The organism is Mesorhizobium atlanticum (assembly GCF_003289965.1).
GTDB lineage: Bacteria > Pseudomonadota > Alphaproteobacteria > Rhizobiales > Rhizobiaceae > Mesorhizobium > Mesorhizobium atlanticum.
On record NZ_QMBQ01000001.1, the window covers coordinates 1 to 24232 of the forward strand.

The window sequence follows — 24232 nt, forward strand, 5'->3', positions numbered from 1 at the left end:
GAGTGTGTTTGGGTGGGAGGGGGCGCCTGACAGTGAGTCAAGGCCTGCGAAGAAAGACGCTTGAGGCGGTGAACGCTCTGACAAAGGCTATCGGTCGGCGCTGCCCCTCATTGCCCTGCCGGGCATTTCTCCCCGTATAGTGACGGGGAGAAAGAGCCTGTCATCGACGCTTTCGCCAATCACCAACGTCACGGAATTGGCGCCGGCGCTGCGGCCAGTCCTCTTCTCCCCGTTCACGGGGAGAAGGTGCCGGCAGGCGGATGAGGGGCGGCGCCAGCATCCGCGATTGGCGATCCCTCCCTTCATTTCTTCCGCTCGATCAGTCGCATGTCGATTTCGGGCTTCACATAGTGAATCAGCCCCGCCTTTTCGGACAGGACCATGATCCCTCGTTCCAGATATCCGAATGCTTCCTTGGGATACTCCTCGGAATATTCGTCGGTATCCATGGAGCAGACCACGACGCCTTCGTTTCCTTCCCAGACGACGATCTTGTCGCCAAGTCGGGCAAGGACCCATCGGGGTATTTCATTGGCGCCTACTAAGCGAAGCCCTGCTTGCGATCTCGAGTGCCTCGTCGGCAGATGCCGCTTGATACTCGTCGCCGTCGAGCAGGTAGGAGGTGAACTGAATTTCGTGAGCGGCGCCGCCTTTAGGATCGCGCTGACCGATGCGCGCCATCGGCAAGGCCGGAGCTGGGTTTATAGTGATATGTCCGCTTGGCCCTCTAGGTAGAAGACGCAACTGCCTTCTAGTTCCACCCGGTCACCGCAAAGCCGACAGACGACCTCGCCCCCGCGACGTGAGGCCTGGTAGGCGACAAAAGACGACCTGCCAGATCTCTCAGCCCAGTAAGGCGCCAGCATGCAATGGGCCGCCCCGGTGACGGGGTCCTCCGGTACCCCTTTGGCGGGCGCAAAGTAGCGACTGACAAAATCATAGCCATCATCGCCGGGCGCGGTGACGATGATGCCAGATCGATCGAGACCGGCGATCGCGACAAGGTCCGGCTGCAGATCGCGGACATTTCGGGCATCATCCAGGACGGCAAGATAGTTGAATTGATTGCGATAGACCTCAGTTGGCATGATGCCCAGGGCTTTCGACACGTCTGGCGGAGAACTGACCTTTTCGGACGGCCTGCTGGGGAAGTCCAGGACATAACCGTCGGCACTGCGAGCTACAGGCAATTCACCGCTGGCGGTTTGGAAAACCACTCCGCCAAGGTTCGGCGAGAGGCGTTCCATAACGACCGCCGCCGTCGCCAATGTGGCGTGGCCGCACAGCGGCACCTCGACAGCGGGGGTGAACCAGCGCAGATGATATTGGCCCTCTTCTTGGACGAGGAATGCCGTCTCGGCCAGGTTGTTCTCGGCCGCGACGGCTCGCATGACAGTGTCGCTCGGAAAGCTTGGCAGCACCACAACCGCGGCCGGATTTCCGGCAAAGCGCCGCTTGGTGAATGCGTCAACCTGATAGATGGGAACGCGCATGCTACCAACCTCCAGCCGGCTCAGTCGTCAGCCGCTTGCTTGATGCTTTCAACATCCGGTTTCGAACCGGCAGCCGGCCGGCGAGAGCAGGCTGTCGGCGTCCGTTCGCGCGCATTAAGACTCTTCAGCTGCGCTGCGGGTCTGCCCCAACCGGCCCAAGCTGGGAGTGTAATGCAAAATAAGGACGGATAACAGGAACGCGCCCGCGGCTGTCCTGATTTGCACCGCCGTGCCATAGCTGTTGCCGAAGCTATCTCCTAACCAACGAAGACTCGTGCTTTGACGGTCGCCTCAACCAAAACTCACCCCGCCTTCCTCCCCATCATCCCATAGTGCACCGCCAGCAAATCCAGCCCCACCTTCAGCAGCTTCACCACCACATCCCTTCCCTCGCCGCTCCGCTCGGCGATGGCCTTCACCGACTGGCCTTCGAGGCAGGTCTTGCGCACCACCTCCGCCACATCCCAATGGGCGAGCGCGGCGGCTGCATGGGCATGGGCGCGGCCGGCTGAGAGGACGCGGTCGGGGACGCCGCCGCCCATGCGGCTGGCGTCGACGCGTTCGCTCCAGGATTGCGGCTGCAGGCCGTGGCGGGCGGCGCGCTCGAAATCGTCGCGAAAACGCTGGCCGGCCTCGCGCTGCTGGCGGGTGAGCGAGGTGATGCCCACCAGCGGATCGACATTGCGCAGGCGCACGATGCCGCCGGTGGAGGTGTAGCCGCCGTTCGACACTTCGTAGACGCGCCGCGCCTCGGCCGTGCCGGCGGTCAGCCGCTGGCGGCCGAAGGCGTCCTGCTTCAACGCGAAGTCGTGGCCGACCTCGCGGCGGATGCGCACCTGCTCGGCCTCGCCCTTGGGGAGTTTTGGCGGTTGGGGTTTTTTCGAGGATTTGCGGGGCATGGGCGGGTCCTTGGGTTGTGGGTGAGTGTTGCAGAACTTGGGTTCCTCGCCCCCACCAACGGTGGGGGAGAGGTGGCCGCGAAGCGGACGGAGAGGGGGACGCCCTCCGCGAAGCCAATGGCGTGGAAGGTTGAGCTCGTTGCGGCTTCGCTCGTGATGCGAGGAGCCAGGTTCTCAGCCGGCTTTGATTTCGCGAAGGGCGCTCCCCTCTCCGTCGCGGCTTCGCCGCGCCACCTCTCCCCCGCGCAGCGGGGGCGAGGAACTGGCGCCTGGCTGGACGCCCCGCTTCGCCGTCAGCTCCCTCATCAGGCGCCGCTCCCGCACCTCGATCGAAAGCTGCGCGCTCGACGGGCAGAACTGGGCGTTGTCGACCTTGGCCTCGCCGCGGATGAAGCGCCGGATCGCGGCCTCGACATCCTCGAGCTCGGCATCCTGCACGGCGGCCAGATACCCGCGCAGCTGCATCTCGGCGTCAGCCAGCGCGGATTGCGGGAAGCAGGAAAACATCGCGGCCAGCGCCTTCGCCGCCTGCTGCAATTCGGCTGCGGTCATTGATCTCCTCGATGATTGCGTTGGCGGCATCGACATGGGTCCTGCGCCGCTGCCATTTCTTTTCGGGCGGTTGCCCTGGAGGCGCTTTTCCATTCCTGTCCCGCGAAGCGGAAAACGCCGGGGCGTTTTCTCTCGATGGATCGATGGCTTGTGGACTCTGGGAGTCTGGACTCTGGGTTTTATCCCCCGCCTTATCCCCGGCCCTTGCCCGCCGCTTATCCGAGGGCGGAAAAGCCCTTTCCTTCGAAAGGCTTGGGTTGCCGCCCTTCAAGCCGTTCTTGCGCGCGAGCCGAGCCTTGCGGGCGTCGGCGATCATGCGCCTGGAATAGATGCGGCCGTGGCGGTCGCGCGAGAAGACGCGGTTCTGCTCGAGCTCGCCAAGCAGCGCGCCAAGCTCCATCTCCGCGCAGCCGGCAAGGCGGGCAAGGGCGGTCTCGTCCAGCCCCTTGCCGGCGATCGCGACATAGCCGACCGGCTCATGCGCGGCGGCAATGCACAGCATGCGCATCCACAGGCCTTGCGCCGCGAGAGAGCAGAGCCTGAGGTTCGGATCGGACTCCCAGTCCGACCAGAAGAATTTCGACCAGATCGTGCCGCTCATGGGGTGGGCTCGGTCAGGAGCAAGCGGCGGCAGCGGCGGGTAGCTGATCTCCTCCCTTGCGGGGGAGATGGCCGGCAGGCCAGAGGGGGGCGCTGTCCCGCCAGCATATCAGCGTTTGGAACCCTTACCGGGCCACAACAGACCATAGCGAAAGGCAGTTCTGAGACGTCGCATTCCTTCACACCCCCCTCTGTCCGGCCGGACATCTCCCCCGCAAGGGAGGAGATTGGCAGCTCCGACGCCTCGCCCATCATTGTTTCCCCAATCACCTTCCCCTCCCGCGGTGGCCGTGGAACCTGGCGTGATGGTGCGCGCAGTAGCTGCGCGTGGCCGACGTCGGCAGGCCGCAGCACAGCATGTCCGGCCCCGGGCGCGCGCCCAGCGGATCGGCTTCGGCATCCTCGCGCAACGCGAGATCGAGCGGGGCGCGGCAGCGGCCGAACAGGCAGTCGAGGAAGCGCATCGCCGCCACATGCGGCTGGCGGCCGGGGTTTACCGGCGGCGGCGGCGCCGGGAGCTTGTAGCGCTGCGCTTCGGATTTTTCGCGTTCGCCGGGGGCGAGCCAGGCCGGCGGCAGCGTGCGCGCGGGTTTGCGGGCCTTGGGCTTTTTGGGCTTGGGGGTGCGAGCGGTGATGGCGTCCGGGTTCGAGGAAGCGCCTACGACTGAAAGGTCGGCGGGACAGCACCCCCCTCTGTCCTGCCGGACATCTCCCCCACTTCCCGGTGTAAGAATGGGGGGGAGATCGGCAGCTTCGCCGCCGGCGCCTTCCACCAGCTCGGCAAATCTGGAAAGCGCGGCCGGCTCGGAGAGCGCTATCCCTCCAATCACGGTCCTGCCCCGCCTGCCCGGGCGGTCCGGCCGGGCATGCTTCCTCGGCCTGCCGCCGGCGCGGCCGCCCTTGGGATTGGCGAAGCCGATGGCGCGCAAGCCGGCGTTGCGGTGGACAATGCCGATGATGGCATTGCGCGAGACCGGGGCGCCGCGCAGCGCGCTGAAGCGGCCGGCGATGCGCGAGGCCGAAAGCCCCTCCTTCAGCCAGGCTGCGATCTCGTCGATTTCCTTTTCAGTGTAGGCGGCTGCCATCTTCTCATTCCGTCGATTGCTGGGGCGTGGGCATGCGAAAGCGCCGGGCTGGAACCCAAGCGCCTGGGTTCGGCCGCGAGGCCGTCGGTGCGGTTTGGAAAAGGGTTGGAATCAGGCGGGGCGCGCGGCCCCGTCCAGCTCGCGAAGCCTGGCTTCAGCCGCCGCCCGCGTCAGGCCCGACACCGCCCTGCCCGACGCGCGGTCGAACAGGATGACGGTGCCGTCCTCGGTGCGGATGCAGCTTGTGCCCGGATTGGGGGCCGGAGCCGGGGGAGGAACGGCTCCGGCCGTTCCGGTGAACCGGGGTGCGGGCGGTTCGACCGGATCCGGGGCAAGCGCCCCGGAATGCGCCCGGACGGGGGAGGAAGACAGTCCGGACGATTGGAATTCCAAAGGTGACTTGAATTGGAAGGGCAGCGCGTTCATGCCGCCTCCCCTTGCATGGCGCCCGCCCGTTGCATGGCGGCGGCGCGGCCGGCCAGCCATTCGTAGCTGACGCCGGCGATGCCCAGCCGGCGGCTGGCCGCCACCACATGCGGCCAGTGCTGCGGCGCGATGCGGCCGCGCCGGCGCATCTGGCGCGCCGCCTCGTAGCCGCAGCCGACATCGGCGGCGAAAGCGCCGATGCTGCCCCAGCGATCGATAAGCCCCGAGATGCTCGTGGGCAGCCCAGAGACGCTCGTGGGCAGGCCCGGGACAGGCTGCGTCGGAATCACGGGTAATGCGGAAATGCTTGCGGGATGCTCATTCATGCGCTAAGCGTACGTTATGTACGAATGACGCGCAAGCGAAATCGTACACTTTGCACGATAAATTTCAGGCATTTTGTACGATGATGGATTCCCGGCACAGATTGCAGCAGGCGCGCGCCCAGGCCGGCTATGCCTCGCCCAGCGATGCCGCGCGGGCGCTGCGCGAGATCAACAAGAACACGTTGATCAGCCATGAGAACGGCAACCGGCCGCTGTCGCGGAAAGCCGCCGAGAAATACGGCCGGCTGTTCGGCGTCGACCCCGGCTGGCTGCTGTTCAATGGCAGTTTGGGGGGCGATGGCGCCGAAGCGGCGCCGGTCAATCTCATGCCCTCGCCCGTCACCGTCGACGTGCCGATCGTGTCATGGATCAGCGCCGGCGAGCTCGGCAGCCAGGACAGCGTCGTCAACCTTTCCGACTATCCGACGATCCCCACCGCCGACCTCGAGGAAGGCGAATGGATTGCGCTCCGCGTCGACGGTCCTTCGATGAACAAGATCTCGCCGCCGGATTCGATCATCTTCGTCAATTTGCGCGACAAGCGGCTGGTGACCAATGGCTGCTATGTGATCTCGGACGAGACCGGACGGGCCACCTACAAGCGCTACCGCCCCAACGACAACCCGCCGTTCCAGCCGGCTTCCTACCTGGATATCCCCCCACCGGAGTTGGAGGGCGCGATCACCATCATCGGGCGCGTGAAGCGGTCGATGATCGATATGTGAGAGTGGATCCCTCGATGGAGCCACTTCGGCGGCCACTACAATTTATGCTTGCATTTTAGAACAAAAGCAGAACTATATAGGAATTGCAGCCGCGGTCGCGGCAACTCCGGGGGGAGGATCAAACCATGTCTCGCCGCACCGGCGCGGTGTCGCGCATATTCGTTGCCGTGCTCTCGAAGCCTCGCAGGCGCTCTCGGCCCAGCTTGCCATGCTGAACCACCTGATTACGCGACAAACGCCAGCCACCTGCGACAACTACCTGCGCAGCGGGCCAGACGCCGTCAGCGCGCCTGATGGTGAATTTCTGGCGCATCTGGACAAGATGGGCGCGACGCTGTTTCGCGCTTTTGGCGCCGCCAAAAGAAGCGGTCTGCCGGCCGCCGAACCCGAGGATCAGGACTGGTCGCTCCTCGCCGACGCCTTCACCGAAGGCGGTGGAACGCCGGCTGAGATGGAGGCCATAGCGAACGCCAATCGGAATTTCGCGGGCCTGTGCCCCGCAACGGCGAAATTGTTTGCAGCGGCCCTTTCCCTGCAGGGCGAAGCTGGACGACATGTCAAAACTGCCCTGCTCTATGCCATTGTGAAGAATTAGGCGCGCCGCAGCGATGCCCGGACATTACAGTCCGTACAAAGAACAAAAAAGGAACTTTTCCGGCTTGTACTTGTTTTGAAAATCCCATTAGATCACGGGGGCGTGAGATTGGGGTCCGGTCCACCGGAGGGGGTCATGAACAAATCGGTCAGGAAGAACCTGATTTTCGTTGCGGTGGCGTATGCCTGCCTGCTGGCGCAGCCAGCGAGCGTGCATGCCGAGGACGCGAACTATCATCCGCAGGATTTTACCCAGCCTCTAAGCGCCGCCAGGGGCACGATCGCGCCGGCCGGCAGCGGCGCCTTCTACCTGAAGCCGGAGGACCGTTGCGACCTGGTGGTGAAGGAGTTCGGCTGGGACCGCGGCGAGTGCGGCTCGATCGATCAGCTGATCTTCGGCTTCACGCCGGAGATCGACAACCTGACCGTCGAGAAACCGGTTTCGGACGGCTATGTCAGCCTCGCCGACTGGGACAGCGGCGACCGCAGCGAGGAAATCGGCTCGATCGAGGAGAGCTTCAAGGATTCGGTCAAGGCGCAGTCACAGCGACTTGGGCAGGACATCCGCTTCGACGGCTGGCTCGTCTATCCGCAGATCGATAAGGGCAAGAACATCCTCTACTACGCCAACATCCTGAACTGGAGCGGCGACCGGACCATCAACATCTCGGTCTCGATCTTCGACCGGCAGGGCTATGTCCCGATCAAGATCGTGCCGGTGAACGGCAACATCACGGGCGACGACGTGCAGAAGATCGTCGCGGCCTCGGCGGCCGCCTACAAGCCCCAGGCCGGCTCGTCCTATTTCGAATTCTCAAGCGGCGACAAGGTGGCCGGCTATGGCGCGCTGGGCGTGCTGGCGACGATGCTCGGCGTCAAATATGGCGGGGCCGCCAGCGCCGGGGTGATCGCGCTCGCCCTGGTCGTGCTGAAGAAAGGCGCCTTCATCCTGCTGCTGCCGCTGGTGTGGCTGAGAAGGCTGTTCAGCAGGAAAAAGGCCGATAGCTGATTTGGGAACAGGAAGGTCTCCAAATCGCAGCTGAATTCGTGCGAATGTCTCGGGCTTTCGTTCGATTGAACGCTTCACATATATTAGCAACTGCGCATAAATGGTCTTAGCCGACAGCGACGTGTCCCTTACGAAGCTGTCGGTTAGGCTCGGCGCCTACCGTTCGCACCCCAACAGCGATGGCGCCGGGCCGCCGCCATTCATTTTCCCAAGAAGAAGCCCGCTGCGCGAGATGTCGGCAGCGGGCCAGAGAGCGCCGGTTGACTGGCAACCCGGCTACAGCGTTTCACGGTTTCACGGAAACGGCGAACCGCTCTAACTCTTTGTTTTGGCGCAATTTCCCGACGGAAAACCGCTCACACTTCTCCTGGAATTGCTCTAAAGCGCGTCGCGATCCTTCGGATTCGCTCCATGCGCTTTAGGTCTTTGATTTACGCATGTCTTTATCCCGAAACCGGGTCCCACTTTAGGGAGACATGCCTTAGCGCCGACCGGCGAGGACTTCATCACCCGATTGCATGACGGTAGCGCCGCCGGTCGAACCTGTCGGGCCGCCGGCGCCCAGGCTCTCGGCCGACAGCCCTTCCTCATTTCGCCAGGAACTCGTTGCTGAAATAGGCAGAGAAGTCCGGTCGCGTCGTCAGCGCCTTGCCGTTGCCATCGAGCAGGATCCCCGAAGCGAACAAATACCCGCCCATCGCTTCCATCTTCGCCTTGTCCATGGTGCCGATGGCGCCGGCGGCACTCTTCAGGAAATGGCCGTCGTTCAGCGCCTTCAGCGAGGCATCGATCAGCGCCGGGTTGGTCAGCGTGTCCTTGTTGGCGGCGACCAGCAACTCGCCAGCCCCCTTCGCGTGATCAACCGCGTAGGCGTAGCCGGCCCGCGTCGCCTGGACGAAGGCGGCGGCGGCCTTTGGATTGGCGGCGAGGAAGGCGTTGCTGGAAACGATCAGCGTGGTGTGCTCGTCCGGCACGCCGTAATCGGCGTATCGGAAGCTGCGCTGTTTCAAGCCTTTCAGCTCGGCCTCGACGCCCTCCCAGGTCGAGACTTCCAGCGTGAAGTCGACCGCGCCATTGGCCAGCGCTTCGTAAGCCGAGGTGCCCAGCGTCACGGTCGAAAAATCGCCCTTGCCGCCGTCGTGGCGGATGATGGTCGAGATCAGCGCGTTCTCCCAGGCGCTGCCGAAGCCGCCATAGGTCAGGCCGTCGAGATTCTTCGGAGTCTTGATGGCGGCGCGGTCGGCGTTGAAGACGACGCGGCCGGTTTCCGACTGGACGACCGCGTAGACGGCCTTCAGGTCGGCGCCGGCGCTCTTTTGCGTGAACAGGCCGAGCGAACCCGAAATGCCGAAATCGGCGACGCGGTTGGCCACCAGCGTGCCCGAGCCGGTGTCGCCATAGGGGAGGATTTCGACGTCGAGCCCCGCGTCATGGTAGAAGCCTTTGTCGCGGGCAACGAACAGGCCGATGTGGTTGGTGTTGACGGTCCAGTCGAGCGCGACGGTGATCTTTTGCGCGGCGGCCCGGGCACGCGTGACGGTCCCGGCAAATGGCAGGCTGGCGGCCAGGAACAGCGTCTGGCGGCGGGTGAGGTCAATCATTTCGGTTCTCCATCGGGTGGTCGTTGATAGGGGTCGGCTGGCCGAGCAGCGTGTCGAGGATGCCGGCCTCGATCGCGGCCGCCTCGCGGGCGAGCGCGGCGCTGTCGGTGCGCGGGCGCGGCAGCGGCACGGCCACTTCGCGGACCACGCGCGCGGGCCGCGCCGAAAGCACATAGATGCGGTCGGACAGAAGCACCGCCTCGCGCACGTCATGGGTGATCAGCAGCGCGGTCCAGCGGTGGCTTCGCCACATGCCTTCGAGCCAGCGCTGCATGGCCGCGCGGGTCAGCGCATCGAGCGCGCCGAAGGGCTCGTCGAGCAAAAGCATGTCGCGTTGCTGCACCACGGTGCGCAAGAGCGCCGCGCGCTGGCGCATGCCGCCCGACAGCTCGGCCGGCCAGGCGCGCTCGAAGCCGGCAAGGCCGAATTCGGCGAACAAGGGCGCCACGCGCTCGCGCGCGGCCCGGCGCGTCATGCCCTGCACTTCCAGACCCAGAGTCGCATTGTCGATGACGCGCCGCCACGGCATCAGCGCGTCGCGCTGCGGCATGAAGGCGAAGCGGGCGCCATCGAGCGGCGCGCCGTCGAAGCGCATATCGCCCTCGCCCCGGATCGCGCCTGTGAGGAGCTGGAACAGCGTCGACTTGCCGGCGCCGGAGGGGCCCAGGATCGACACGAACTCGCCCGCGCCGACATCGAGCGAAACGCCGGCCAGAACCTCCAACGCGCCGAAGCTTTTTCGCATATGGCGAAGCTCGAGCCGGGTCATGACCGGCGCTCGGAAGGTTCGGCCCTGCGGTCGCGCCCGGCCTTCTCCCAAGGCATGGCGAGGCGCTGCACCAGGACGGCCAGACCAAACAATGCCAGCGTCAGCGCCGAGCTGACGGCGACGGCGGCAAGCACGAGGTCGGGCCGAAAGTTGTTCTTGGCGCTGAGCATGTAGATGCCCAGCCCCTTCGCCGCGCCCGCATATTCGGCGAAGATCGCGCCGACCACCGCATAGGTGATGGAGATGCGCAGTCCGGCGAAGAAATAGGGCAGCGCCGACGGCAGCCGCGCCAGCCAGAATATGCGCCGGCGCCCCGCTCCCATGGCGGCAAGCATCTGGCTGATTTCCGCACTCGTGGCGGCGTAGCCTTCGACCAGCGCCACCATCATCGGAAAGAAGGTGACCAGCGCGACCAGCAGGATCTTCGGCAAGAGCCCGAAACCGAACCACAAGACCACCAGCGGCGCGATCGCCACCAGCGGCAAGGTCTGGCTGGCGATCAGCAGCGGAAACAGCGCGCGGCGCAGGGGGGCCAAGAAGTCGACCAGTGCCGAAAGCACGAAGGCGGCGACGAGCGAGCAGGCGAAGCCGGCAAGCGTGGCGCGGATGGTGGGCAGCGTGTTTTCGGCGAGTGCCGCGCGGTTTTCCCAGGCCTGCGCCAGCACGCGGGACGGCGCGGGAAGCACGGTGGGCGCGATGCCGCCGAGGCGGGCGTAGAGCTCCCAGGCGAGGAGGAGCAGGGCGAATGCAGTGGCGGCAGGGGCGAGCTTCGCGAGGGCGGTCATGAGAGCTGATCTCCCCCCATGCGGGGGAGATTGGCCGTCGCGACCGCTTTCGCCAATCGCCGGCGTATGCCCTACTTGCGGAGCACGATCAGGGGCACTTCCCCCACACGGATCAAATGAAACAACCACGACAGCTCTCCTCGACAGCCCGAGCGCGTGCGCTCAAACCGCGGTCGGGCTGTTGGCCGAAATCGTGATGTCGAGGGTCACGTGGCCCGCGCCTGGGCCGAAGCGGCAGAAGGCTTCGTTGAGCGTGGCGAACACCGCGCCGGCATCGCCGCGCAGCCTGGTGCAGAAGTTCTTGGAACGGTCGAACACGCCGGACTGTTTCAGGAAGTCGATGCAGCCATAGATCTCGTCCATGTGGTCACTGGCGCCCATCACATAGAGCGAGAATTGCGCCGCCACCGGCTGGTCGGTCGAAGGCGTCGACCGCACGGCGCCAAGCGCCGCGCGTTTGCGGTCGTCGAGCGGGATCGCCGGGCCGCCGATCTCGTCGGAGCGGCAGATCGGATCGTCCGGCTCGCCGGGGCAGCCGCGCGAGACGGCGGCCGACAGCACGCAATGCTTGCCGCTCCTGGCCGCCGCCACGAACAGGTCGCGCATGGCCGGGAAAAGCACTTCGGGCGGCCCAACCAGCAGCGTCGAGATGTCGTCGGTCTCGATCCTCAGCCTGTCGCGGTAAGGATCGAGCGCGCCCAACGCGCCGAGGATGACGCCGACGAAATCGTCGGCCATGGGATAAAGGGAAATCTGTGCGCCGGAAAACATGGCCCGCCTCGCTCCGCTGGTATTATCCAGATCAGCTTTAGGGTCCGGAGGCTTGCCGCCACCATCTCAGCCCCGACCGTACGGAGCACCCCTGTGGATGGCGGCGTTAAAGCACTGTTTGCGGGGTTGGGGAAGCGTTTTTTTGCCGGGCAGTTGGGCCAGGAAGTCTCATCTCCCCTAGGGGAGATGCCGGTAGTTATAAGATTTTCACGATTTTCTTATAACAGACTTGCAATCGAGCCGGCCACACGCAATTATAAGAAAATTTTGGAAATCTTATAACGCTGGTACGAGCGATGAAGACCATCGACCTCGCCTACCGCACCCTCTACGCCGAGTTGGTGCAGCGCAGCCTCGATGCTTCCTTCGAGACGGATTTCTCGACGGCGGGCAATTTCGTACGCGTGCCGGTGAAGGGCCGCGACTACTGGTATTTCGAGGAAACCCGCCCCGAGAAAACGAGGCGTTATGTCGGTCCGGCCGAGGATCCCGAGATCGCCAGGCGGGTTGCGGCCTTCAGGGAGATCAAGGGCGATCTCAGGAGTCGCCGCAAGCTGGTCTCCACGCTTGTCCGCGATGCTGGCCTGACGGCACCCGAAACCTTCACCGGCGATGTCGTCGAGGCGCTGGAAAAGGCGGGGCTCTTCCGGCTGCGCGCGGTGCTGGTGGGCACCGTCGCTTTCCAGACCTATGCCGGGCATCTCGGCGTGCGGCTGCCGGGCGCCGCGCTGCAGACAGGCGATGCCGATTTCGCGCAGTTCCATTCCGTTTCGGCCGACGTGGAAGACAGCATGCCGCCGGTCATCGACGTGCTGAGGGCCGTCGACCCGACGTTTCGCGAAATCCCGCACCGGACCGATGCCGGCCGCACGACGCAGTACGAGAACGCCTCGCGCTACAGGATCGAGTTTCTCACCCCCAACCGCGGCAGCGACAACCACGCCGACCGCGCCAGCCCGATGCCGTCGCTCGGCGGCGCTTCGGCGCAGCCGCTGCGCTTCCTCGATTTCCTGATCCGCGATCCAGTAAGGACGGTGCTGCTGCATCGCTCCGGCGTGCCGGTGCTTGTCCCCTCGCCCGAACGCTTCGCCGTCCACAAGCTGATAGTGGCGACCCGCCGCGAGCGAGGCGCGGCGCCGAAGCGGGAGAAGGACCTCCATCAGGCGGGCCTGCTGGTCGAGGCACTGGATACGACGCGCCGACAGGATGACCTTGCACTGGCTTTCGCGGAGGCGTGGGAGCGCGGCGACGCCTGGCGGGACGCATTGCGGAAGGGCTTGGGCCTGCTGAAGCCGGACAGGCATGAAATGGTCCAGTCGGTCTTGGGGCGGGCACTTGGCGAAGTCGGCGTGCAGCTCGAAGGCTTTTCGGTGCGGATCGCCTGATTTTTACCTCAAGTCGAAGCATATCGTTCAAATTGTACGAACCCTGCTTGACCGCGTTTCGTACATAAAGTACGATACTTTCTTTGAGGGAATCTGCTTGAACACCGCCAATCATGCCGCTTTTGCCGACCTCTCCCGCCCTTTGCCGTCGCCGCTGCCGCTCGCCGAGCGCGAACGCCTCGCCGGAGCCTGGCGCATGGCGAGCCAGGACATCACCGACGACATCCGCTTCATCCGGCAATATCTGAAAGTGATCGCCGAGAAGGACGAGCGGCTTTCGACCGGCACGCTGGTGCATGGCCGCGCCTATGTCGAAGCCTGCGCCGCCTGGCTGCCGGAAACGGTGGCGCGATATCTGCGAAACCTCAGGCTGATCAGCGAGTGCGAAAACGCGATGATCGCGGCGGGGGTGAGGTTCGCCAGGTCGAGCGATGCCTGGTGAGGCGCTTCCCTCCCCCGTGTGCAAGAAGGAAGAAGCCCGCGCCGCAGACCCCTCAACCGGCCGCCTGCAACCCTTGGCTCGCCGCCCCGGCAAATGCATCGTTTCACACAATCGCCAATTGGTGGACGCGGGTGAGTGGCCGGGCGTTAATTCCTCCCGGGTGAAGGAGGGACAGAGACGCATACCAGGGAGGAACACGTTTGATGCAACCGCAAATCGACATCGGCGCACTGCCCGAGGATCAGCCATACGAAGTCACTTCATTTGCCAGAAAGCACGGACTGACGGTTCCGGTCGCGGACGCGGTCCTTTTCGCCAAAGGCCCGTCGCCGTCGCGGGCTGCCTGCGATACCGCGGCGCTTGCCCTTCTCTGCGCGGTCGCGCAATACGCCAGGAGGCAGGGAGGGCACTAGAGCAATTCCAGGAAAAGCGTGAGCGGTTAGGCTCGGCGCCTTCGCCGTAGCCTTCCGTCCGGAATTGCGTAAAAACAAAGAGTTAGAGCGGTTCGGCGGCGCGCCTTTCCTCTTCTTCCTCTTCCTACCAGCTGAACTGCAACCCCGCATTGCCGCCAACCTGCCGGCCGGCGAAGGCGATACCGAGCGTGGCGGTCAGGCGGCCGCCATGGGCGAAGCCTTCGCTCAGCACGGCGGCGCCGGCTACCGGCGCGGCCAGTGCAGTCGCGTCCGGTCACTGTCGGAGCTCGTTGTCGGGATGAGCCGGCGGCGGCGCGGCCGCCGGAGATTCAGGCCTTGGCTTTCGGCTTGGCCGCCTTTGCCTTGGCGGGGGCCTTGGCGGGCTTTTCCGCCTTGGCGGCTTTCGGCTTCTCGACCTTGGCGGCAGCCGCCTTCTTCGGAGCTTTCTTCGGCTTGCCTGCCGCGTCGATCTCGGCGGCCGCCTGTTCCCAATGCTCCATATGAGCACCTTCGGGCCGGCCGGCCTGTTCCCAGATCTCGTGCGCGCGCTGGCGAATGCGTTCGTGCCTGTCGTCCGTCACTGTCGCCTCCTAAGGTTGGGACGGGTTCCCCGGCGCGAACAGTAGCGGAATTTTCACGCGGCGTCTTCGGTATCACGCATATGCGACCGACTTAGGCGGCAAATTCGTTCAGTGTCCGTCGACGACGACCGCGATGCCCAGATGCGCTGCCTTCTTTGCGATCAGTCCGGCTAAATCCGCGTCAGAGCGGTCGGTCCCCGTGCGCTGCCGCAGCAGGGAAATTGCCTCTTGCATGGTCAGCAGGCCAGTCCTGTGCTCGGCCAGCAGCTTGTCGACCGTGGCGGCGACGCTGGGTGATTCGACATGTGGATGATGCATGGCAACGACTCCTTCCGCTTCGTTGCCTCCCAAACCACTGCATTCTAGGCGTTTTGCCCTAATGCGAGAAGAGCCCGGTCCTCCCCGATGCTTCCGCGGGAGGATCGGGCTCCTCGGTTCCAGGTGTTACTGGATCACCTGGACAACGCGGCGCGTGCCGGGATCGATCAGCACCGTGTGGTCGTTGACGATCGCATAGCGATACTTGACGTCCGGAACCTGCTGCAACTCGACGGTGTCGGGCACGGTCGAGCCGACGCCGAGCTCGAGGCCGAGCACGTTGACCGAGGCGATCGGATGCTTGTGGACATATTCCTTGACCACGGTTTGCTGCTCGGGGGTGATGATCACCTCGTCCGCGGCCGCGATGCCGATACCGGCCATCAAAGCCAGGCCGGCGACAGCTGGAATGAGGGTGTTTTTCATCGTTTCTCTCCTGTTGTGTTCACGACGACCCTTCGGATCGCGTATTGGTTCACGACGATCCTTCGGATCGCGTTTGGCGAGCTCCGCCCTGCCTCCGCGAGGGGCGGAAACACCGGCAGGCCGAATAGTTGAGCTCCCGGGGCAAACGTCCCCGGCGAGGTGTTGTTCCGTCAGCGACAACTAATTGATGTGGCGGAACCTTCGCATCGGCTCCGCATTGGAAGGCATTGAAACTCCCCAAGACTTTGAAATCCAAAGGGCGTCGCCGTCATGCGAGAAGGTTACATCAGAAGCGACATCGAACTTCGCGCCCCAGTGGTGATCGCCGTCGGCGCCGGCTTCAAGCGCGAGATCGGCTCGCTCACCGGGATGCAGAATTTTCTCAAGGAATGGCCGCCGGCCTCGCGGGGCGAGAGCCACGCAACGGCGCTGCGCGCCTGCGAGGCGGCGCGGGCCGGAGACATCGATCTCGACAAGGCGCGCCAGGCGTTCCTGGTCTTCGCCAGGAAAGCGGGGATCGAGTGGACCGGGGCCGATCCGGTCGCGGTGCTGCGCGAGGCCAAGATCAGACGCAACCGGGCACGCGAAAGCCGGGCGCAGCAGCGGCCGGCGCACTGACGGCGCCGGTGCGCATTGGCCTTGCAGGTTTCAGGATCAAGCCGACGATATCCCGGCAACAAGGCCGCCTCGCGTCCGTCTTCCCGCGGACCGCCGCCTGGCGGCTGACGGTCGACTGGATCAATCGGGGAATTTTCGGCTGGTGGCCGCGGTCAGGTCGGCGTCGACTCGCCCAGCGCCTCGGTAACGAAGGACGCGGCGATCAGGTCGTCCGCTTCGATGCGTAGGGAGCCCTCGCCGCCCCCCATGATGGCCGCGACCTTCTGGAAGGTCTTCATCTCATGCTCGGTGATCCGGGCGTCGCGCATCCTGGCTTTGAGATCGGCGACGCGCATCCCGAGGGAACGGGATGTTCCGATTTCTCGTTTCGACATGTCGGTTAGACTCCTCCTGACCCGCCCGTATTGTTCGCCGCCGCCCGAATCTCCACCTTGCCATTGATTTGTGTTGTCTATGAGACAGCGTGAGCCCAGAGCCGCTAACTCAAGCGCGACGGGATGGTTCCGTTAGCACATGGTAACAAATAATAACCGGCTAATGGCCCGCCGCAGAACGACGGGCCATCCGATCGCGGCGTCGTATCGATTATTCGATCACCTTGATGATCTTGCGCGTGCCGGGGTCGACGATGACCGTCCGATTGTCGACGACAACGTAACGGTATTTGACGTTCGGCACCTCGTGCAGTTCGACCGTGTCGGGAAGCGTGCTGCCGATGCTGAGCTGGACACCGGGAAGCTTGACCGACGCCAGCGGCTGCTTGTGCACATATTCCTTGATCACTGTTTCCTGCTCCGGCGCGATGACGACATCTTCAGCGGCAGCGGCGCCAATGCCGGCAAGAAGCAGGAAGCCGGCGGCGGCGGAGGTGATGTGCATTTTCATTGTTCGTCTCTCCTATGTGGATTGGATCAAATCGCCTTGATGCTGCGCCTGCGATTTTCCACAGCGGGTCGGCATTGTCGTAACGCCAATCGCCTGGCGTTGTTCCTGCGAAATTTGGACCGGCGCCTGCAAAAATTGATGCCGCCTTATTCCGCAAAACCATCCTTTTCGCCCCTTGCAGCAATTTCGGAACAATGCGTTTCGGGCGGGGTTACCCATGCGAAGGGACCGACTTTTCGAGGAGAGATCCAATGAAACATCTGCTGATCACAAGCATGATTGCGCTCAGTGTGAGTTGCGGCGCCGCGATGGCGCAGACCGAATCCGCGCAGCCAAGCGGCGACAACAATTGCGCGGCCGGCACGGCCGACTGCCAGAAGGGCGGCAAGGCGGGCGGCCAGGCCCAGGGCGAGACGAAATCGAAAACCGAAATGAACGCCCAGGGCAAGGCCGGCGCCAACACGCAGGAGCAGGCCCAGGGCAAGGCCAAGATGAAGACCGAAGAGCAGGCCCAGGGCCAGGCCGGCGCCAAGACCGACCAGAACGCCGAGGACAACACGCAGCTCAAGAAGAAGCAGCAGGCCCAGGGCAAGGCTGGCGCGACCACCGAGCAGAATGCTCAGGGTAATACCAAGATGCAGACCGAGCAGAATGCCCAGGACAACACGCAGCTGAAGAAGAAGCAGCAGGCTCAGGGCAAGGCCGGCGCGACCACCGAGCAGAACGCTCAGGGCGGCACTACCAAGATGCAGACCGAGCAGAACGCCCAGACCCAAACCGGCACCAAGACTGAGCAGAATGCCCAGACCAAGACCGAGCAGAATGCCCAGGGCAACACCAACGTCCAGACCGACCAGAACAAGACGGCCTCGATCAACAACGTGACCGTCGAGCAGAAGACGCAGATCACGCAGATCATCCACGAGACCAAGGTGGAACCGGTTCGCGACGTCAGCTTCGACATTTCGGTCGGCATCGAGGTGCCTCGCCATAAGGTGCGGCTGCACCGTCTGCCGGCCCGTATCGTCAGGATCGTGCCCGCTTATGAAAACTACGACTATTTCGTGCTGGCCGACGGGCGTATCGTCATCGTCGACCCCGACACTTACAAGATCGTCCTGATCCTGACCTGACAGGGACCGGCACGAAGAGAACAAGGCCCGCCGATGCGGGCCTTTTTTCGTCCAAGTGCCGCCGCGATCAGGAAATAGCCGGTGCGACTACGCGCTCCATAAGGCGTTGCTTGAATGCCGGTGGCCATGGAACGATCCGGCGCAATTGGCGGTTGTTGCAAGGAAGTCCTGCATCCTTGGTCCCTGTCGGGGCAGACGATAGTGCGACCAAGCCGCCGGGCAGATTGTTCAAGCTTGCGGTCCACCCGGAAAAGGTGCAAGGGTCATGACGGGTAGAGACATGGGCGAGATCGTCGACGACTGGACATGGTCGCGGCGCTCGGTTGGGCAAATGTATTTTCCGCAGTTTCTTATGGGAATGGCGGCGACGCTTCTGGTGATCCTCGGCTGGACATTCGCGTCCACCGGATCGATTTGGGCGGCATTGGGCTGGACGGTCCTTGCCGCTGTTGTTCTGCAGGCGGGCTATTTCGTGGCCGTGCTGTGGCTGGTGCATGGCGAGGCCCGCGTGACCGACGAGGCCAAGTCGAGCGACGGCGCCTCGCCCGCCAAATTGCCTGGCCCGTTCGAGCGCGACGGCATCATCCAGGCGGTCATTTCGCTGTTGTTTCCGAAGCTGTTGCCTTAGCCGGCGGTAGCTTGCTCGCGAAGGGCCGGCCAATCGCTTTTCCCGGAAACCGGCTGCAAACCGTTTCGCCCGACACACTGCACTCTTCTGCTCGAGCACAGCGAGCCGGACTAGCCGCGGCGTTAAGCTTCCGAGGCGCAGTCAATTTGGCATTGTCGCCAGCGGCCGTCTGCAACAAAGGTTATTCGGCGCAACGCAAACGGCCGTCTTGTCGTGTTTCTTCGGTCAGAGGCTCCAGCCCGTCCAGGCCGAAGCCCCTGCTCGACGGCAAGCTAGCGCGCCGTGGCTGGTGAGGCGGAGCGCACCGTTTCCGACGACGAGAAGACGACGAAGCCAAAGACCAGCACTGCAGCGGCGACGATGAGCGAGCCTATCGCCACGACCGGCTCGATCTCCGGATGGCTTGCCGCCAGCATCCAGTACAGCGCCGGCAGCATGATCACGATGCCGACCGTATAGAGGCCGTAATGGATCATGGCGATGCGGCGCTCTGCCTTGGCCGGGTTGAGCGCATAATAGCCGCCGAAGATGGCGCTGGTGACCCAGCCCAGAAGGTTGATGTGGGCATGCGCCGGGAAGGCGCCGTGATCGCCCGAAATCGCCATCTGCAGCCCGGCGGCGATGCCCAGAATGAGAAAGACGATGGCCGTCTTGAAGAAGAGTTCCGATACCCGTGGCATTCTGTTGTCCCTCCCAATGCCTCTGTAGACCCGACTCTGTGAAGTCTATATCCATCAAGCCATATTAGCCATGGCGCACCTAAAGCATGTCTCCCCGAAAGTGGGAGCCGGTTTCGGGATAAAGGCATGCGCAAAATTAAAGTCCTAAAGCGCATGGGGCGAATCCGAAGGATCGCGACGCGCTTTAGGTCGGTGAAGCCTTCGGACGAAAGCCGCGAGGCGGCTTGACGAAAAAAGGCTCGCCCCTTTCGAGGCGAGCCAAAAAGGGGAGCCGGGCTTGAGGTCGGCTCCCATCCAGGTTGCCACCTGAATTTCAAACCGCGCCAACCTATAGCAATTCCAGGAAAAGCGTGAGGGGTTTTCCGGCTGGAATTGCGCCGAAACAAGGAGATGGAGGCTGAAGTTCATTCCACCGCAGGAGTGGAGTGTTGTCCCGGAAAGAACCGCCTTGCACATGGCTGATGTCGGATGCCCGCCCCGCGCCTTGCATATGGGCAGCATTTGGGCAATGCTTGGATTCGGGGGAGTGGTTTCCGTAATTTCGGAAGCACGATTACATGTTCGTTGACTACTACGAAACTCTGGAAATAAGCCCGAACGCCAATTCTGAGACAATCGAGCGGATTTTCCGCTATTTTGCTATGCGCTACCATCCCGATAATCGGGAAACAGGCAATGAATCGCGCTTCAGCGAGATTGTTGAGGCCCACAATACGCTGCGGGATCCAGTCAAACGGGCCCAGTACGACATCCTTTACCGCGAGCATCTGGGCCTTCGCCACGAACTCACGGATGGCGCGCGCGACGGCGGCGGCCTCGAGCGGGATGCGGCCATCCAGGCCAATTTGCTGTCACTTCTCTATGTGCGGCGCCGACGCGACGTCAACAATGCGGGCATCGGCGACGACGAGCTCGAACGCCTGTCGGGCTGCCCACGCGAGCACCTCGAATTCCACCTGTGGTACCTCAAGGCGAAGGGCTTCATCGGCAGGACCGAGAACGGGACGTTCGCCATCACGGTCGAGGGCATCGACCATGCCGGGAGCAAACAAGCCCGAGACCGTCCGGACGCCACCCGCCTGCTCGATCACGCCGATTAGAGCATGTCTCCCGAAAGTGGGAACCGGTTTCGGGATAAAGACATGCGGCGCCCTTCCCGTAGCCTTCCGTCCGGAACTGCGTAAAACAACGAGAGAGTGCGTTTCACCGTTTCGGAGAAAAGGCGAAACGCTGCATTTGTCTGATTGGACGGGGCTGAAGTTTGCGGCGAAGCCGCCGGGCTCGGCCGTTCACACTTCCCTGAAACTGAATTCGGCCGGGTTGCCCCGCCCGGCTATCAAAAGCCCGCCTACTGGTGCCTGAACCAGTGGCGGGCTCGATGAAGGAACAGCTACATCCCGGGGGAATCGACTGTCGTCTCCTGTACTCCCCATATCTGGGCTCGGTTCCGCTGGGGTAGAGCGGAGCCTGAACCATGCGCCATGAAGGGCAAGAACAGGGAGCGCAAGGATGACATAGGCGCCTTGTGCGGCCGAAGACAAGACGACTGAGGTCTGACGCGCCGCCGAAATAGGCCCGGCCTGGCCCGCGCCGAAGAGAACGGCTTCACGCTGAGGCGGTGGCGCACAAAAAAGCGGCCTTATGTAGCAAAAGCACCAAACCCCGAAAACGGGAGGGGACCATGACCTAGGCGGCGCGCTGTGTGGGCGCGAGCGGCGTTGGCCGCTGTGACGATCTTGCTAGGTAGTGACGCCGGGTGCGACCGGATAATTCACGAATGTAAGGCGATCTATAGGTATGGGAGCGCTGTCGATTGGCAATGCCTCGCCCACGCCATCGGTGGATTTCAAGAGTATCCCATAGACCCGCATCGTTTGAGCGAGTTGATTGGTGAACGGCACACGGTAATCAATGCAGACGATCAGCACTGGCAACATAATCGGAAGGACGGGAAGTCCCTCGACCGGGACGATGGCTCTCATCTTCTCTCTGTCGATGCGGAAAGTCCGTCTTTCGACACGTTCTTCGCTTGGCAGTTGGGTTGCCCCAATCAGCTCGTGCTCATTGCGCATCCCCAAAAGCTCACCCGATGTGATGTGAACTGCAACTGTAGAGCCAAGCGTATTGATCACCTTGGCCTTCACGTAGACGTGCTGCGCGGGGGTTTTGCCTATGTTCCTGATATCCAGAGCGACCTCAATGATCGCCCCCTTGGGATCGAACCTTATTGGCCGGACGAAGCTTGGCACTACAAGAAGCCAAGGGCGCTGGTCCGCAACCAATTGCTGTCGAGCGGTATCGACAGCCTCATGGGAGGCAAGCAGCGATTTGCGGACGTAATAGATACCGATGACAGTCACAGCCAAACCGGCGCACGACGCGAGGAAAGTGCAAAGAGCCCAAAAGGCCATATCCTTTTGGGCTTGCAAATCCTGATCGGAGGCTTGCTTGCGGTCGTAGGTTTCCAGCTTGTCGGAAACGCACTTAGTGAAGGCAGGCAGGGCCATCCCGAAGCAGGACTCGGCTATTACCTTTTGGGCATCGCGGCGATCTTGCTCGGCCTTTTCCTGATATCTGGAATAAGCCTCATGTACCTTGGCGTATTGATCTAAGATAATGGCGGATATCATCCCGACCATAAAGACCAAGACAGTCACCGTCGCTAGCGTGAGCATCACATTCGCGTCGCGCAAAAACCGCATTGCAATACCCCCTACAGGCGCGATGATGGCTCTACGCCTCGTCGTTCCGTTTTTCTACTTCGCTCTTCTTGATAACTCGGCCTTTGCTGAACATGCGCCGGTACTCAAGAATCCAATCAGCGATGAAGTTGGTCATTACCGGAACGGGGTGACGCGGCGACTTGGTCCCCGTGAGGTCAGCGCCAGCCCACTTTGGAACCTTGGGGATCAGCAACCGAACTGCCGTATCCATGTCGACACCTCCTCGCGGACGGTCAAATGCGGTCATGTATTCAAGTATCAGTTCGACCATCGCGAAGGGTTTGCCCGGCGCTCCCTTGCCGGTCTGGTCAACAACTTCGTCGGGATGAATGGCGAAAGCCAATATGTCGTCGGCACCGGCAGGCCACAGTTCGGTCAACTGGTACGAATTGACGTTGAGAGGCTTTGGGGCGGGTTCGACGCTTATTGGCTCCGTGCAGGCGCGATAGACAACCTTCAAATCGTAGGCTGGGCTTTGGCCCGAATTCCTTACTTGGAGGATGATCTTAGGCAGAGCCTTGGCGTTGTTTTCGAACCAGGCTTTGGTGACCGAGATGTAGGCACGGGCTTGAGCTTCGCCGATCTCGCGACTGACAGTAATAGCGTCTTCTGCCGCCTTCGCGCTTCGTTCGGCATGGTCAGCCCCCGTTTTGGTGTGCTTGGCCGCTTGTCCGGCATAGACGGCAGCGGCACCGGCGGCAATCAAAGTGAGGACACCAATTACCGTCCCGACGACAACCATCCAAAAGGAGCGTCTAGCCCAGTCAGCGGATTCCTTGGCCGCATCGGCAGCCTTCCACTGGGCGCAAAGATCGGAACTACGGTTGTCCTCACCGGCCTTGCATGGGGGATTGGTGTTTTCGGGCTTGTCGGCGCTCTGAATTGGCGGCTGACTTACCGGGGGCGGACTGGGCGTAGTTTGCTGGTTTTGCTGGGGCTTGGCCTGTTCTGCTTGCCCGCTGTTCTGTGGTGGTGAAGCCGCCGCGAGTAGAACTACTCCGAAAGCCGCAATGAGGATGCCCCGACAGCCTCTAAGCATTGCAGTAAGAACGCAGCACTAAAGCCCCCCCGGCTTATTTTGTTGTTCAAATTACGCTCGGTTTCGTGAATGTCCATAGTCGCCAATCTTTCGGCGAGCTGGGCATAGGTAACGCCGCGTCGCTTCAATTCGGCTTTCAGGAGGTTCTTAGCTCTCGTCTCGTATTCGACGGTTTGGGGATCGTCCTTACGTGCCATCCGACTCGCCTCGAAAAATATCATCGTATTTGATGATATAGGCCCTTGAATTTGGCGATATAAGTCCGCATATACGATGAGTAATATCACCGGATATGATGACAATGGCACAGCACTTCCTCCTCTCCGCCGAAAGCCGCACCCTTTCCCTCAAGGACATCTACAAGGGTGGCGAGGACAAGGCTTACGACACGTTCAAGCGCCTTCGCTGGGCTTCGACGCAAGGCGAGCCTGTTTGCTCGAAATGCGGGTGCCTGGATCACTACGACATCCCGACCCGTCGCAAGTTCAAGTGCGCCGCCTGCGGTGCGCAGTTCTCGGTTACGTCCGGTACGATCTTCGCTTCGCGCAAGCTCTCCTTTACCGACTTGCTGGCGGCGATCTGTCTGTTCGTCAACGGCTCAAAGGGCATGTCGTCGGTCCAGTTCTCCCGCGATCTGGACGTTCAGTACAAGACCGCTTTCGTACTCTCGCACAAGCTGCGCGAGGCACTTGCGGCTGAAACCAAGGACGAAATGCTTGAAGGCGAAGTCGAGATTGACGGTGCGTACTTTGGTGGCGCCGTGCGCCCTGAGAACCGCGCAGAGGACCGCAAGGACCGCCGCATGAAGCAGAACCAGTCAGACCGCCGCCGCGTTGTCATTGCCCTGCGCGAGCGCGCTGGTCGCACCCTGACTTTCATCCGCAACCGTGAAGCTGAAGGCGTCGATATCGCCCGCGCTCGCATGGTCGCCAGCGCCAAGCTGTTTGCCGACGAGGCGACCCATTGGGACGCTCTGGAAGCCGATTATGCCTCTACCCGCATCAACCACTCGGAAAGCTACAGCGACGGCCACGGCAAGCATACGAACATGGTGGAAAGCTATTTCAGCCGCCTGCGCCGCATGGTTGTCGGTCAACACCACCACGTTTCGCACAAATACCTCTACCAGTACGCAAACCATGCCGCATGGCTTGAAGACCATCGCCGCCGTTCGAATGGCGGCAACGCGCCTATGCCATCCTTGGGGGTGCCCTAAATCATTCGGTGAGCCGGGTTTGGGCCGGATACTGGCAGCGGTCAGAAGCCTAAGCCTTTGATAACGCAAAAGGAAAATCTAAATCATTGATTCTTAAGGGAAAACATCCT

General features: G+C 62.7%; 32 protein-coding genes, 1 pseudogene and 1 riboswitch. Of the genes and pseudogenes, 12 read left to right on the top strand and 21 right to left on the bottom strand.

The features are described 5' to 3' along the window. Positions 1-302: 302 nt before the first annotated feature. The 9 genes from DPM35_RS32290 to DPM35_RS00040 form a co-directional block, all read right to left on the bottom strand. On the bottom strand, positions 303-449 hold the full coding sequence (locus DPM35_RS32290) for a hypothetical protein (protein ID WP_181591875.1): 147 nt from the start codon (positions 447-449) through the stop codon (positions 303-305). A 79-nt stretch (positions 450-528) separates the two neighbouring features. Further along, positions 529-681: a hypothetical protein gene (locus DPM35_RS32295; protein WP_181591876.1), complete on the bottom strand. Its 153-nt coding sequence runs from the start codon at positions 679-681 to the stop codon at positions 529-531. 20 nt (positions 682-701) lie between these two features. Further along, positions 702-1493, bottom strand: a complete 792-nt coding sequence (locus tag DPM35_RS00010; RefSeq protein WP_112125316.1) for a PhzF family phenazine biosynthesis protein — start codon at positions 1491-1493, stop codon at positions 702-704. A 302-nt stretch (positions 1494-1795) separates the two neighbouring features. Then, the gene (locus DPM35_RS00015; RefSeq protein ID WP_112125317.1) at positions 1796-2392 is read right to left on the bottom strand and encodes a DUF6456 domain-containing protein; all 597 of its coding nucleotides are present in this window, start codon (positions 2390-2392) and stop codon (positions 1796-1798) included. Between the two features lie 174 nt (positions 2393-2566). Further along, on the bottom strand, positions 2567-2944 hold the full coding sequence (locus DPM35_RS00020; RefSeq protein WP_146767892.1) for a hypothetical protein: 378 nt from the start codon (positions 2942-2944) through the stop codon (positions 2567-2569). Further along, positions 2865-3545: a hypothetical protein gene (locus DPM35_RS00025; RefSeq protein WP_112125319.1), complete on the bottom strand. Its 681-nt coding sequence runs from the start codon at positions 3543-3545 to the stop codon at positions 2865-2867. The genes DPM35_RS00020 and DPM35_RS00025 overlap by 80 nt, the downstream gene beginning before the upstream one ends. 265 nt (positions 3546-3810) lie before the next feature. After that, on the bottom strand, positions 3811-4629 hold the full coding sequence (locus tag DPM35_RS00030) for a GcrA cell cycle regulator (RefSeq protein ID WP_112125320.1): 819 nt from the start codon (positions 4627-4629) through the stop codon (positions 3811-3813). A 111-nt stretch (positions 4630-4740) separates the two neighbouring features. After that, positions 4741-5055: a hypothetical protein gene (locus tag DPM35_RS00035; protein WP_112125321.1), complete on the bottom strand. Its 315-nt coding sequence runs from the start codon at positions 5053-5055 to the stop codon at positions 4741-4743. Further along, the gene (locus tag DPM35_RS00040; protein ID WP_245431372.1) at positions 5052-5381 is read right to left on the bottom strand and encodes a hypothetical protein; all 330 of its coding nucleotides are present in this window, start codon (positions 5379-5381) and stop codon (positions 5052-5054) included. The genes DPM35_RS00035 and DPM35_RS00040 overlap by 4 nt, the downstream gene beginning before the upstream one ends. A gap of 80 nt (positions 5382-5461) precedes the next feature. Here DPM35_RS00040 and DPM35_RS00045 point away from each other — a divergent pair, with 80 nt between their 5' ends. The 3 genes from DPM35_RS00045 (at position 5462) to DPM35_RS00055 (ending at position 7709) form a co-directional block, all read left to right on the top strand. Continuing rightward, entirely contained in the window at positions 5462-6106 is a 645-nt protein-coding gene (locus DPM35_RS00045) for a LexA family transcriptional regulator (protein WP_112125322.1), read from the top strand. Between the two features lie 208 nt (positions 6107-6314). Continuing rightward, positions 6315-6701 (top strand): hypothetical protein, encoded by a 387-nt coding sequence (locus DPM35_RS00050; RefSeq protein ID WP_112125323.1) that lies wholly within the window; start codon positions 6315-6317, stop codon positions 6699-6701. A gap of 135 nt (positions 6702-6836) precedes the next feature. Continuing rightward, complete coding sequence (locus tag DPM35_RS00055) at positions 6837-7709, top strand: DUF2167 domain-containing protein (RefSeq protein ID WP_112125324.1); 873 nt, start codon at positions 6837-6839, stop codon at positions 7707-7709. Positions 7710-8296: 587 nt separating this feature from the next. Here the strand turns inward: DPM35_RS00055 and DPM35_RS00060 are convergent. The 4 genes from DPM35_RS00060 to DPM35_RS00075 all read right to left on the bottom strand — a co-directional run bounded on the left by DPM35_RS00060 (position 8297) and on the right by DPM35_RS00075 (position 11635). Beyond that, positions 8297-9310, bottom strand: coding sequence for an ABC transporter substrate-binding protein (locus DPM35_RS00060; RefSeq protein WP_112125325.1), 1014 nt, complete (start codon positions 9308-9310; stop codon positions 8297-8299). Then, on the bottom strand, positions 9303-10079 hold the full coding sequence (locus tag DPM35_RS00065; protein ID WP_112125326.1) for an ABC transporter ATP-binding protein: 777 nt from the start codon (positions 10077-10079) through the stop codon (positions 9303-9305). The genes DPM35_RS00060 and DPM35_RS00065 overlap by 8 nt, the downstream gene beginning before the upstream one ends. Further along, positions 10076-10864, bottom strand: coding sequence for an ABC transporter permease (locus DPM35_RS00070; protein ID WP_112125327.1), 789 nt, complete (start codon positions 10862-10864; stop codon positions 10076-10078). The genes DPM35_RS00065 and DPM35_RS00070 overlap by 4 nt, the downstream gene beginning before the upstream one ends. 162 nt (positions 10865-11026) lie before the next feature. Next, positions 11027-11635 (bottom strand): YkoF family thiamine/hydroxymethylpyrimidine-binding protein, encoded by a 609-nt coding sequence (locus DPM35_RS00075; RefSeq protein ID WP_112126170.1) that lies wholly within the window; start codon positions 11633-11635, stop codon positions 11027-11029. Further along, positions 11626-11738: riboswitch (TPP riboswitch) on the bottom strand. (Overlaps the previous gene by 10 nt.) 193 nt (positions 11739-11931) lie before the next feature. On the opposite strand from DPM35_RS00075, the gene DPM35_RS00080 reads away from it, so the two are divergent. From DPM35_RS00080 to DPM35_RS00090, 3 genes are all read left to right on the top strand, one after another. Continuing rightward, positions 11932-13020, top strand: coding sequence for a nucleotidyltransferase family protein (locus tag DPM35_RS00080; RefSeq protein ID WP_112125328.1), 1089 nt, complete (start codon positions 11932-11934; stop codon positions 13018-13020). A 97-nt stretch (positions 13021-13117) separates the two neighbouring features. Further along, on the top strand, positions 13118-13462 hold the full coding sequence (locus tag DPM35_RS00085) for a hypothetical protein (protein ID WP_112125329.1): 345 nt from the start codon (positions 13118-13120) through the stop codon (positions 13460-13462). A gap of 203 nt (positions 13463-13665) precedes the next feature. Then, a complete protein-coding gene (locus DPM35_RS00090; protein WP_112125330.1) occupies positions 13666-13875 on the top strand; it encodes a hypothetical protein in 210 nt (69 codons plus the stop codon). A 329-nt stretch (positions 13876-14204) separates the two neighbouring features. Here DPM35_RS00090 and DPM35_RS00095 read toward each other — a convergent pair whose 3' ends face one another. The 3 genes from DPM35_RS00095 to DPM35_RS00105 form a co-directional block, all read right to left on the bottom strand. Beyond that, positions 14205-14456, bottom strand: coding sequence for a DUF2934 domain-containing protein (locus tag DPM35_RS00095; protein WP_112125331.1), 252 nt, complete (start codon positions 14454-14456; stop codon positions 14205-14207). 108 nt (positions 14457-14564) lie between these two features. Then, positions 14565-14774: a hypothetical protein gene (locus DPM35_RS00100; protein ID WP_112125332.1), complete on the bottom strand. Its 210-nt coding sequence runs from the start codon at positions 14772-14774 to the stop codon at positions 14565-14567. A 126-nt stretch (positions 14775-14900) separates the two neighbouring features. Continuing rightward, a complete protein-coding gene (locus DPM35_RS00105; RefSeq protein ID WP_112125333.1) occupies positions 14901-15200 on the bottom strand; it encodes a DUF1236 domain-containing protein in 300 nt (99 codons plus the stop codon). A 270-nt stretch (positions 15201-15470) separates the two neighbouring features. On the opposite strand from DPM35_RS00105, the gene DPM35_RS00110 reads away from it, so the two are divergent. Then, positions 15471-15818, top strand: coding sequence for a DUF982 domain-containing protein (locus DPM35_RS00110; protein ID WP_112125334.1), 348 nt, complete (start codon positions 15471-15473; stop codon positions 15816-15818). 152 nt (positions 15819-15970) lie between these two features. Here DPM35_RS00110 and DPM35_RS00115 read toward each other — a convergent pair whose 3' ends face one another. Then, complete coding sequence (locus tag DPM35_RS00115; RefSeq protein WP_112125335.1) at positions 15971-16192, bottom strand: hypothetical protein; 222 nt, start codon at positions 16190-16192, stop codon at positions 15971-15973. Between the two features lie 211 nt (positions 16193-16403). After that, complete coding sequence (locus DPM35_RS00120) at positions 16404-16703, bottom strand: DUF1236 domain-containing protein (protein WP_112125336.1); 300 nt, start codon at positions 16701-16703, stop codon at positions 16404-16406. A gap of 251 nt (positions 16704-16954) precedes the next feature. On the opposite strand from DPM35_RS00120, the gene DPM35_RS00125 reads away from it, so the two are divergent. Together DPM35_RS00125 and DPM35_RS00130 are read left to right on the top strand one after the other, a co-directional pair. Then, a complete protein-coding gene (locus tag DPM35_RS00125) occupies positions 16955-17836 on the top strand; it encodes a DUF1236 domain-containing protein (protein ID WP_112125337.1) in 882 nt (293 codons plus the stop codon). Positions 17837-18101: 265 nt separating this feature from the next. Next, positions 18102-18464: an exopolysaccharide production repressor protein gene (locus DPM35_RS00130; protein ID WP_245431373.1), complete on the top strand. Its 363-nt coding sequence runs from the start codon at positions 18102-18104 to the stop codon at positions 18462-18464. Between the two features lie 272 nt (positions 18465-18736). Here DPM35_RS00130 and DPM35_RS00135 read toward each other — a convergent pair whose 3' ends face one another. After that, complete coding sequence (locus tag DPM35_RS00135) at positions 18737-19144, bottom strand: hypothetical protein (RefSeq protein ID WP_112125338.1); 408 nt, start codon at positions 19142-19144, stop codon at positions 18737-18739. 557 nt (positions 19145-19701) lie between these two features. On the opposite strand from DPM35_RS00135, the gene DPM35_RS00140 reads away from it, so the two are divergent. Next, complete coding sequence (locus DPM35_RS00140) at positions 19702-20244, top strand: DnaJ domain-containing protein (protein WP_112125339.1); 543 nt, start codon at positions 19702-19704, stop codon at positions 20242-20244. A 639-nt stretch (positions 20245-20883) separates the two neighbouring features. Here DPM35_RS00140 and DPM35_RS00145 read toward each other — a convergent pair. Next, positions 20884-21792, bottom strand: coding sequence for a hypothetical protein (locus DPM35_RS00145; RefSeq protein WP_146767893.1), 909 nt, complete (start codon positions 21790-21792; stop codon positions 20884-20886). Here DPM35_RS00145 and DPM35_RS32100 point away from each other — a divergent pair. Beyond that, positions 21761-22843 (top strand): hypothetical protein, encoded by a 1083-nt coding sequence (locus DPM35_RS32100; RefSeq protein WP_146767894.1) that lies wholly within the window; start codon positions 21761-21763, stop codon positions 22841-22843. The two genes, DPM35_RS00145 and DPM35_RS32100, sit on opposite strands and share 32 nt — an antisense overlap. A gap of 17 nt (positions 22844-22860) precedes the next feature. Here DPM35_RS32100 and DPM35_RS00155 read toward each other — a convergent pair whose 3' ends face one another. Continuing rightward, complete coding sequence (locus tag DPM35_RS00155) at positions 22861-23103, bottom strand: DUF6471 domain-containing protein (protein WP_112126172.1); 243 nt, start codon at positions 23101-23103, stop codon at positions 22861-22863. Positions 23104-23207: 104 nt separating this feature from the next. Here DPM35_RS00155 and DPM35_RS00160 point away from each other — a divergent pair. Next, positions 23208-24175 (top strand): annotated as a pseudogene (locus DPM35_RS00160) (IS1595 family transposase). Positions 24176-24232: the final 57 nt, after the last annotated feature.

What these genes read in the sequence shown, in the direction of transcription:
- DPM35_RS00035 (WP_112125321.1), bottom strand. Translation starts at nt 5,055, where the DNA reads ATGAACGCGCTGCCCTTCCAATTCAAGTCACCTTTGGAATTCCAATCG.
- DPM35_RS00040 (WP_245431372.1), bottom strand. Translation starts at nt 5,381, where the DNA reads ATGAATGAGCATCCCGCAAGCATTTCCGCATTACCCGTGATTCCGACG.
- DPM35_RS00130 (WP_245431373.1), top strand. Translation starts at nt 18,102, where the DNA reads ATGACGGGTAGAGACATGGGCGAGATCGTCGACGACTGGACATGGTCG.
- DPM35_RS00020 (WP_146767892.1), bottom strand. Translation starts at nt 2,944, where the DNA reads ATGACCGCAGCCGAATTGCAGCAGGCGGCGAAGGCGCTGGCCGCGATG.
- DPM35_RS00140 (WP_112125339.1), top strand. Translation starts at nt 19,702, where the DNA reads ATGTTCGTTGACTACTACGAAACTCTGGAAATAAGCCCGAACGCCAAT.
- DPM35_RS00120 (WP_112125336.1), bottom strand. Translation starts at nt 16,703, where the DNA reads ATGAAAATGCACATCACCTCCGCCGCCGCCGGCTTCCTGCTTCTTGCC.
- DPM35_RS00135 (WP_112125338.1), bottom strand. Translation starts at nt 19,144, where the DNA reads ATGCCACGGGTATCGGAACTCTTCTTCAAGACGGCCATCGTCTTTCTC.
- DPM35_RS00110 (WP_112125334.1), top strand. Translation starts at nt 15,471, where the DNA reads ATGCGAGAAGGTTACATCAGAAGCGACATCGAACTTCGCGCCCCAGTG.
- DPM35_RS00115 (WP_112125335.1), bottom strand. Translation starts at nt 16,192, where the DNA reads ATGTCGAAACGAGAAATCGGAACATCCCGTTCCCTCGGGATGCGCGTC.
- DPM35_RS00125 (WP_112125337.1), top strand. Translation starts at nt 16,955, where the DNA reads ATGAAACATCTGCTGATCACAAGCATGATTGCGCTCAGTGTGAGTTGC.
- DPM35_RS00155 (WP_112126172.1), bottom strand. Translation starts at nt 23,103, where the DNA reads ATGGCACGTAAGGACGATCCCCAAACCGTCGAATACGAGACGAGAGCT.
- DPM35_RS32100 (WP_146767894.1), top strand. Translation starts at nt 21,761, where the DNA reads ATGGCGGATATCATCCCGACCATAAAGACCAAGACAGTCACCGTCGCT.
- DPM35_RS00070 (WP_112125327.1), bottom strand. Translation starts at nt 10,864, where the DNA reads ATGACCGCCCTCGCGAAGCTCGCCCCTGCCGCCACTGCATTCGCCCTG.
- DPM35_RS00060 (WP_112125325.1), bottom strand. Translation starts at nt 9,310, where the DNA reads ATGATTGACCTCACCCGCCGCCAGACGCTGTTCCTGGCCGCCAGCCTG.
- DPM35_RS00025 (WP_112125319.1), bottom strand. Translation starts at nt 3,545, where the DNA reads ATGAGCGGCACGATCTGGTCGAAATTCTTCTGGTCGGACTGGGAGTCC.
- DPM35_RS00080 (WP_112125328.1), top strand. Translation starts at nt 11,932, where the DNA reads ATGAAGACCATCGACCTCGCCTACCGCACCCTCTACGCCGAGTTGGTG.
- DPM35_RS00105 (WP_112125333.1), bottom strand. Translation starts at nt 15,200, where the DNA reads ATGAAAAACACCCTCATTCCAGCTGTCGCCGGCCTGGCTTTGATGGCC.
- DPM35_RS00015 (WP_112125317.1), bottom strand. Translation starts at nt 2,392, where the DNA reads ATGCCCCGCAAATCCTCGAAAAAACCCCAACCGCCAAAACTCCCCAAG.
- DPM35_RS00045 (WP_112125322.1), top strand. Translation starts at nt 5,462, where the DNA reads ATGATGGATTCCCGGCACAGATTGCAGCAGGCGCGCGCCCAGGCCGGC.
- DPM35_RS00090 (WP_112125330.1), top strand. Translation starts at nt 13,666, where the DNA reads ATGCAACCGCAAATCGACATCGGCGCACTGCCCGAGGATCAGCCATAC.
- DPM35_RS00030 (WP_112125320.1), bottom strand. Translation starts at nt 4,629, where the DNA reads ATGGCAGCCGCCTACACTGAAAAGGAAATCGACGAGATCGCAGCCTGG.
- DPM35_RS32290 (WP_181591875.1), bottom strand. Translation starts at nt 449, where the DNA reads ATGGATACCGACGAATATTCCGAGGAGTATCCCAAGGAAGCATTCGGA.
- DPM35_RS00075 (WP_112126170.1), bottom strand. Translation starts at nt 11,635, where the DNA reads ATGTTTTCCGGCGCACAGATTTCCCTTTATCCCATGGCCGACGATTTC.
- DPM35_RS00050 (WP_112125323.1), top strand. Translation starts at nt 6,315, where the DNA reads ATGCTGAACCACCTGATTACGCGACAAACGCCAGCCACCTGCGACAAC.
- DPM35_RS00065 (WP_112125326.1), bottom strand. Translation starts at nt 10,079, where the DNA reads ATGACCCGGCTCGAGCTTCGCCATATGCGAAAAAGCTTCGGCGCGTTG.
- DPM35_RS00010 (WP_112125316.1), bottom strand. Translation starts at nt 1,493, where the DNA reads ATGCGCGTTCCCATCTATCAGGTTGACGCATTCACCAAGCGGCGCTTT.
- DPM35_RS32295 (WP_181591876.1), bottom strand. Translation starts at nt 681, where the DNA reads ATGGCGCGCATCGGTCAGCGCGATCCTAAAGGCGGCGCCGCTCACGAA.
- DPM35_RS00055 (WP_112125324.1), top strand. Translation starts at nt 6,837, where the DNA reads ATGAACAAATCGGTCAGGAAGAACCTGATTTTCGTTGCGGTGGCGTAT.
- DPM35_RS00100 (WP_112125332.1), bottom strand. Translation starts at nt 14,774, where the DNA reads ATGCATCATCCACATGTCGAATCACCCAGCGTCGCCGCCACGGTCGAC.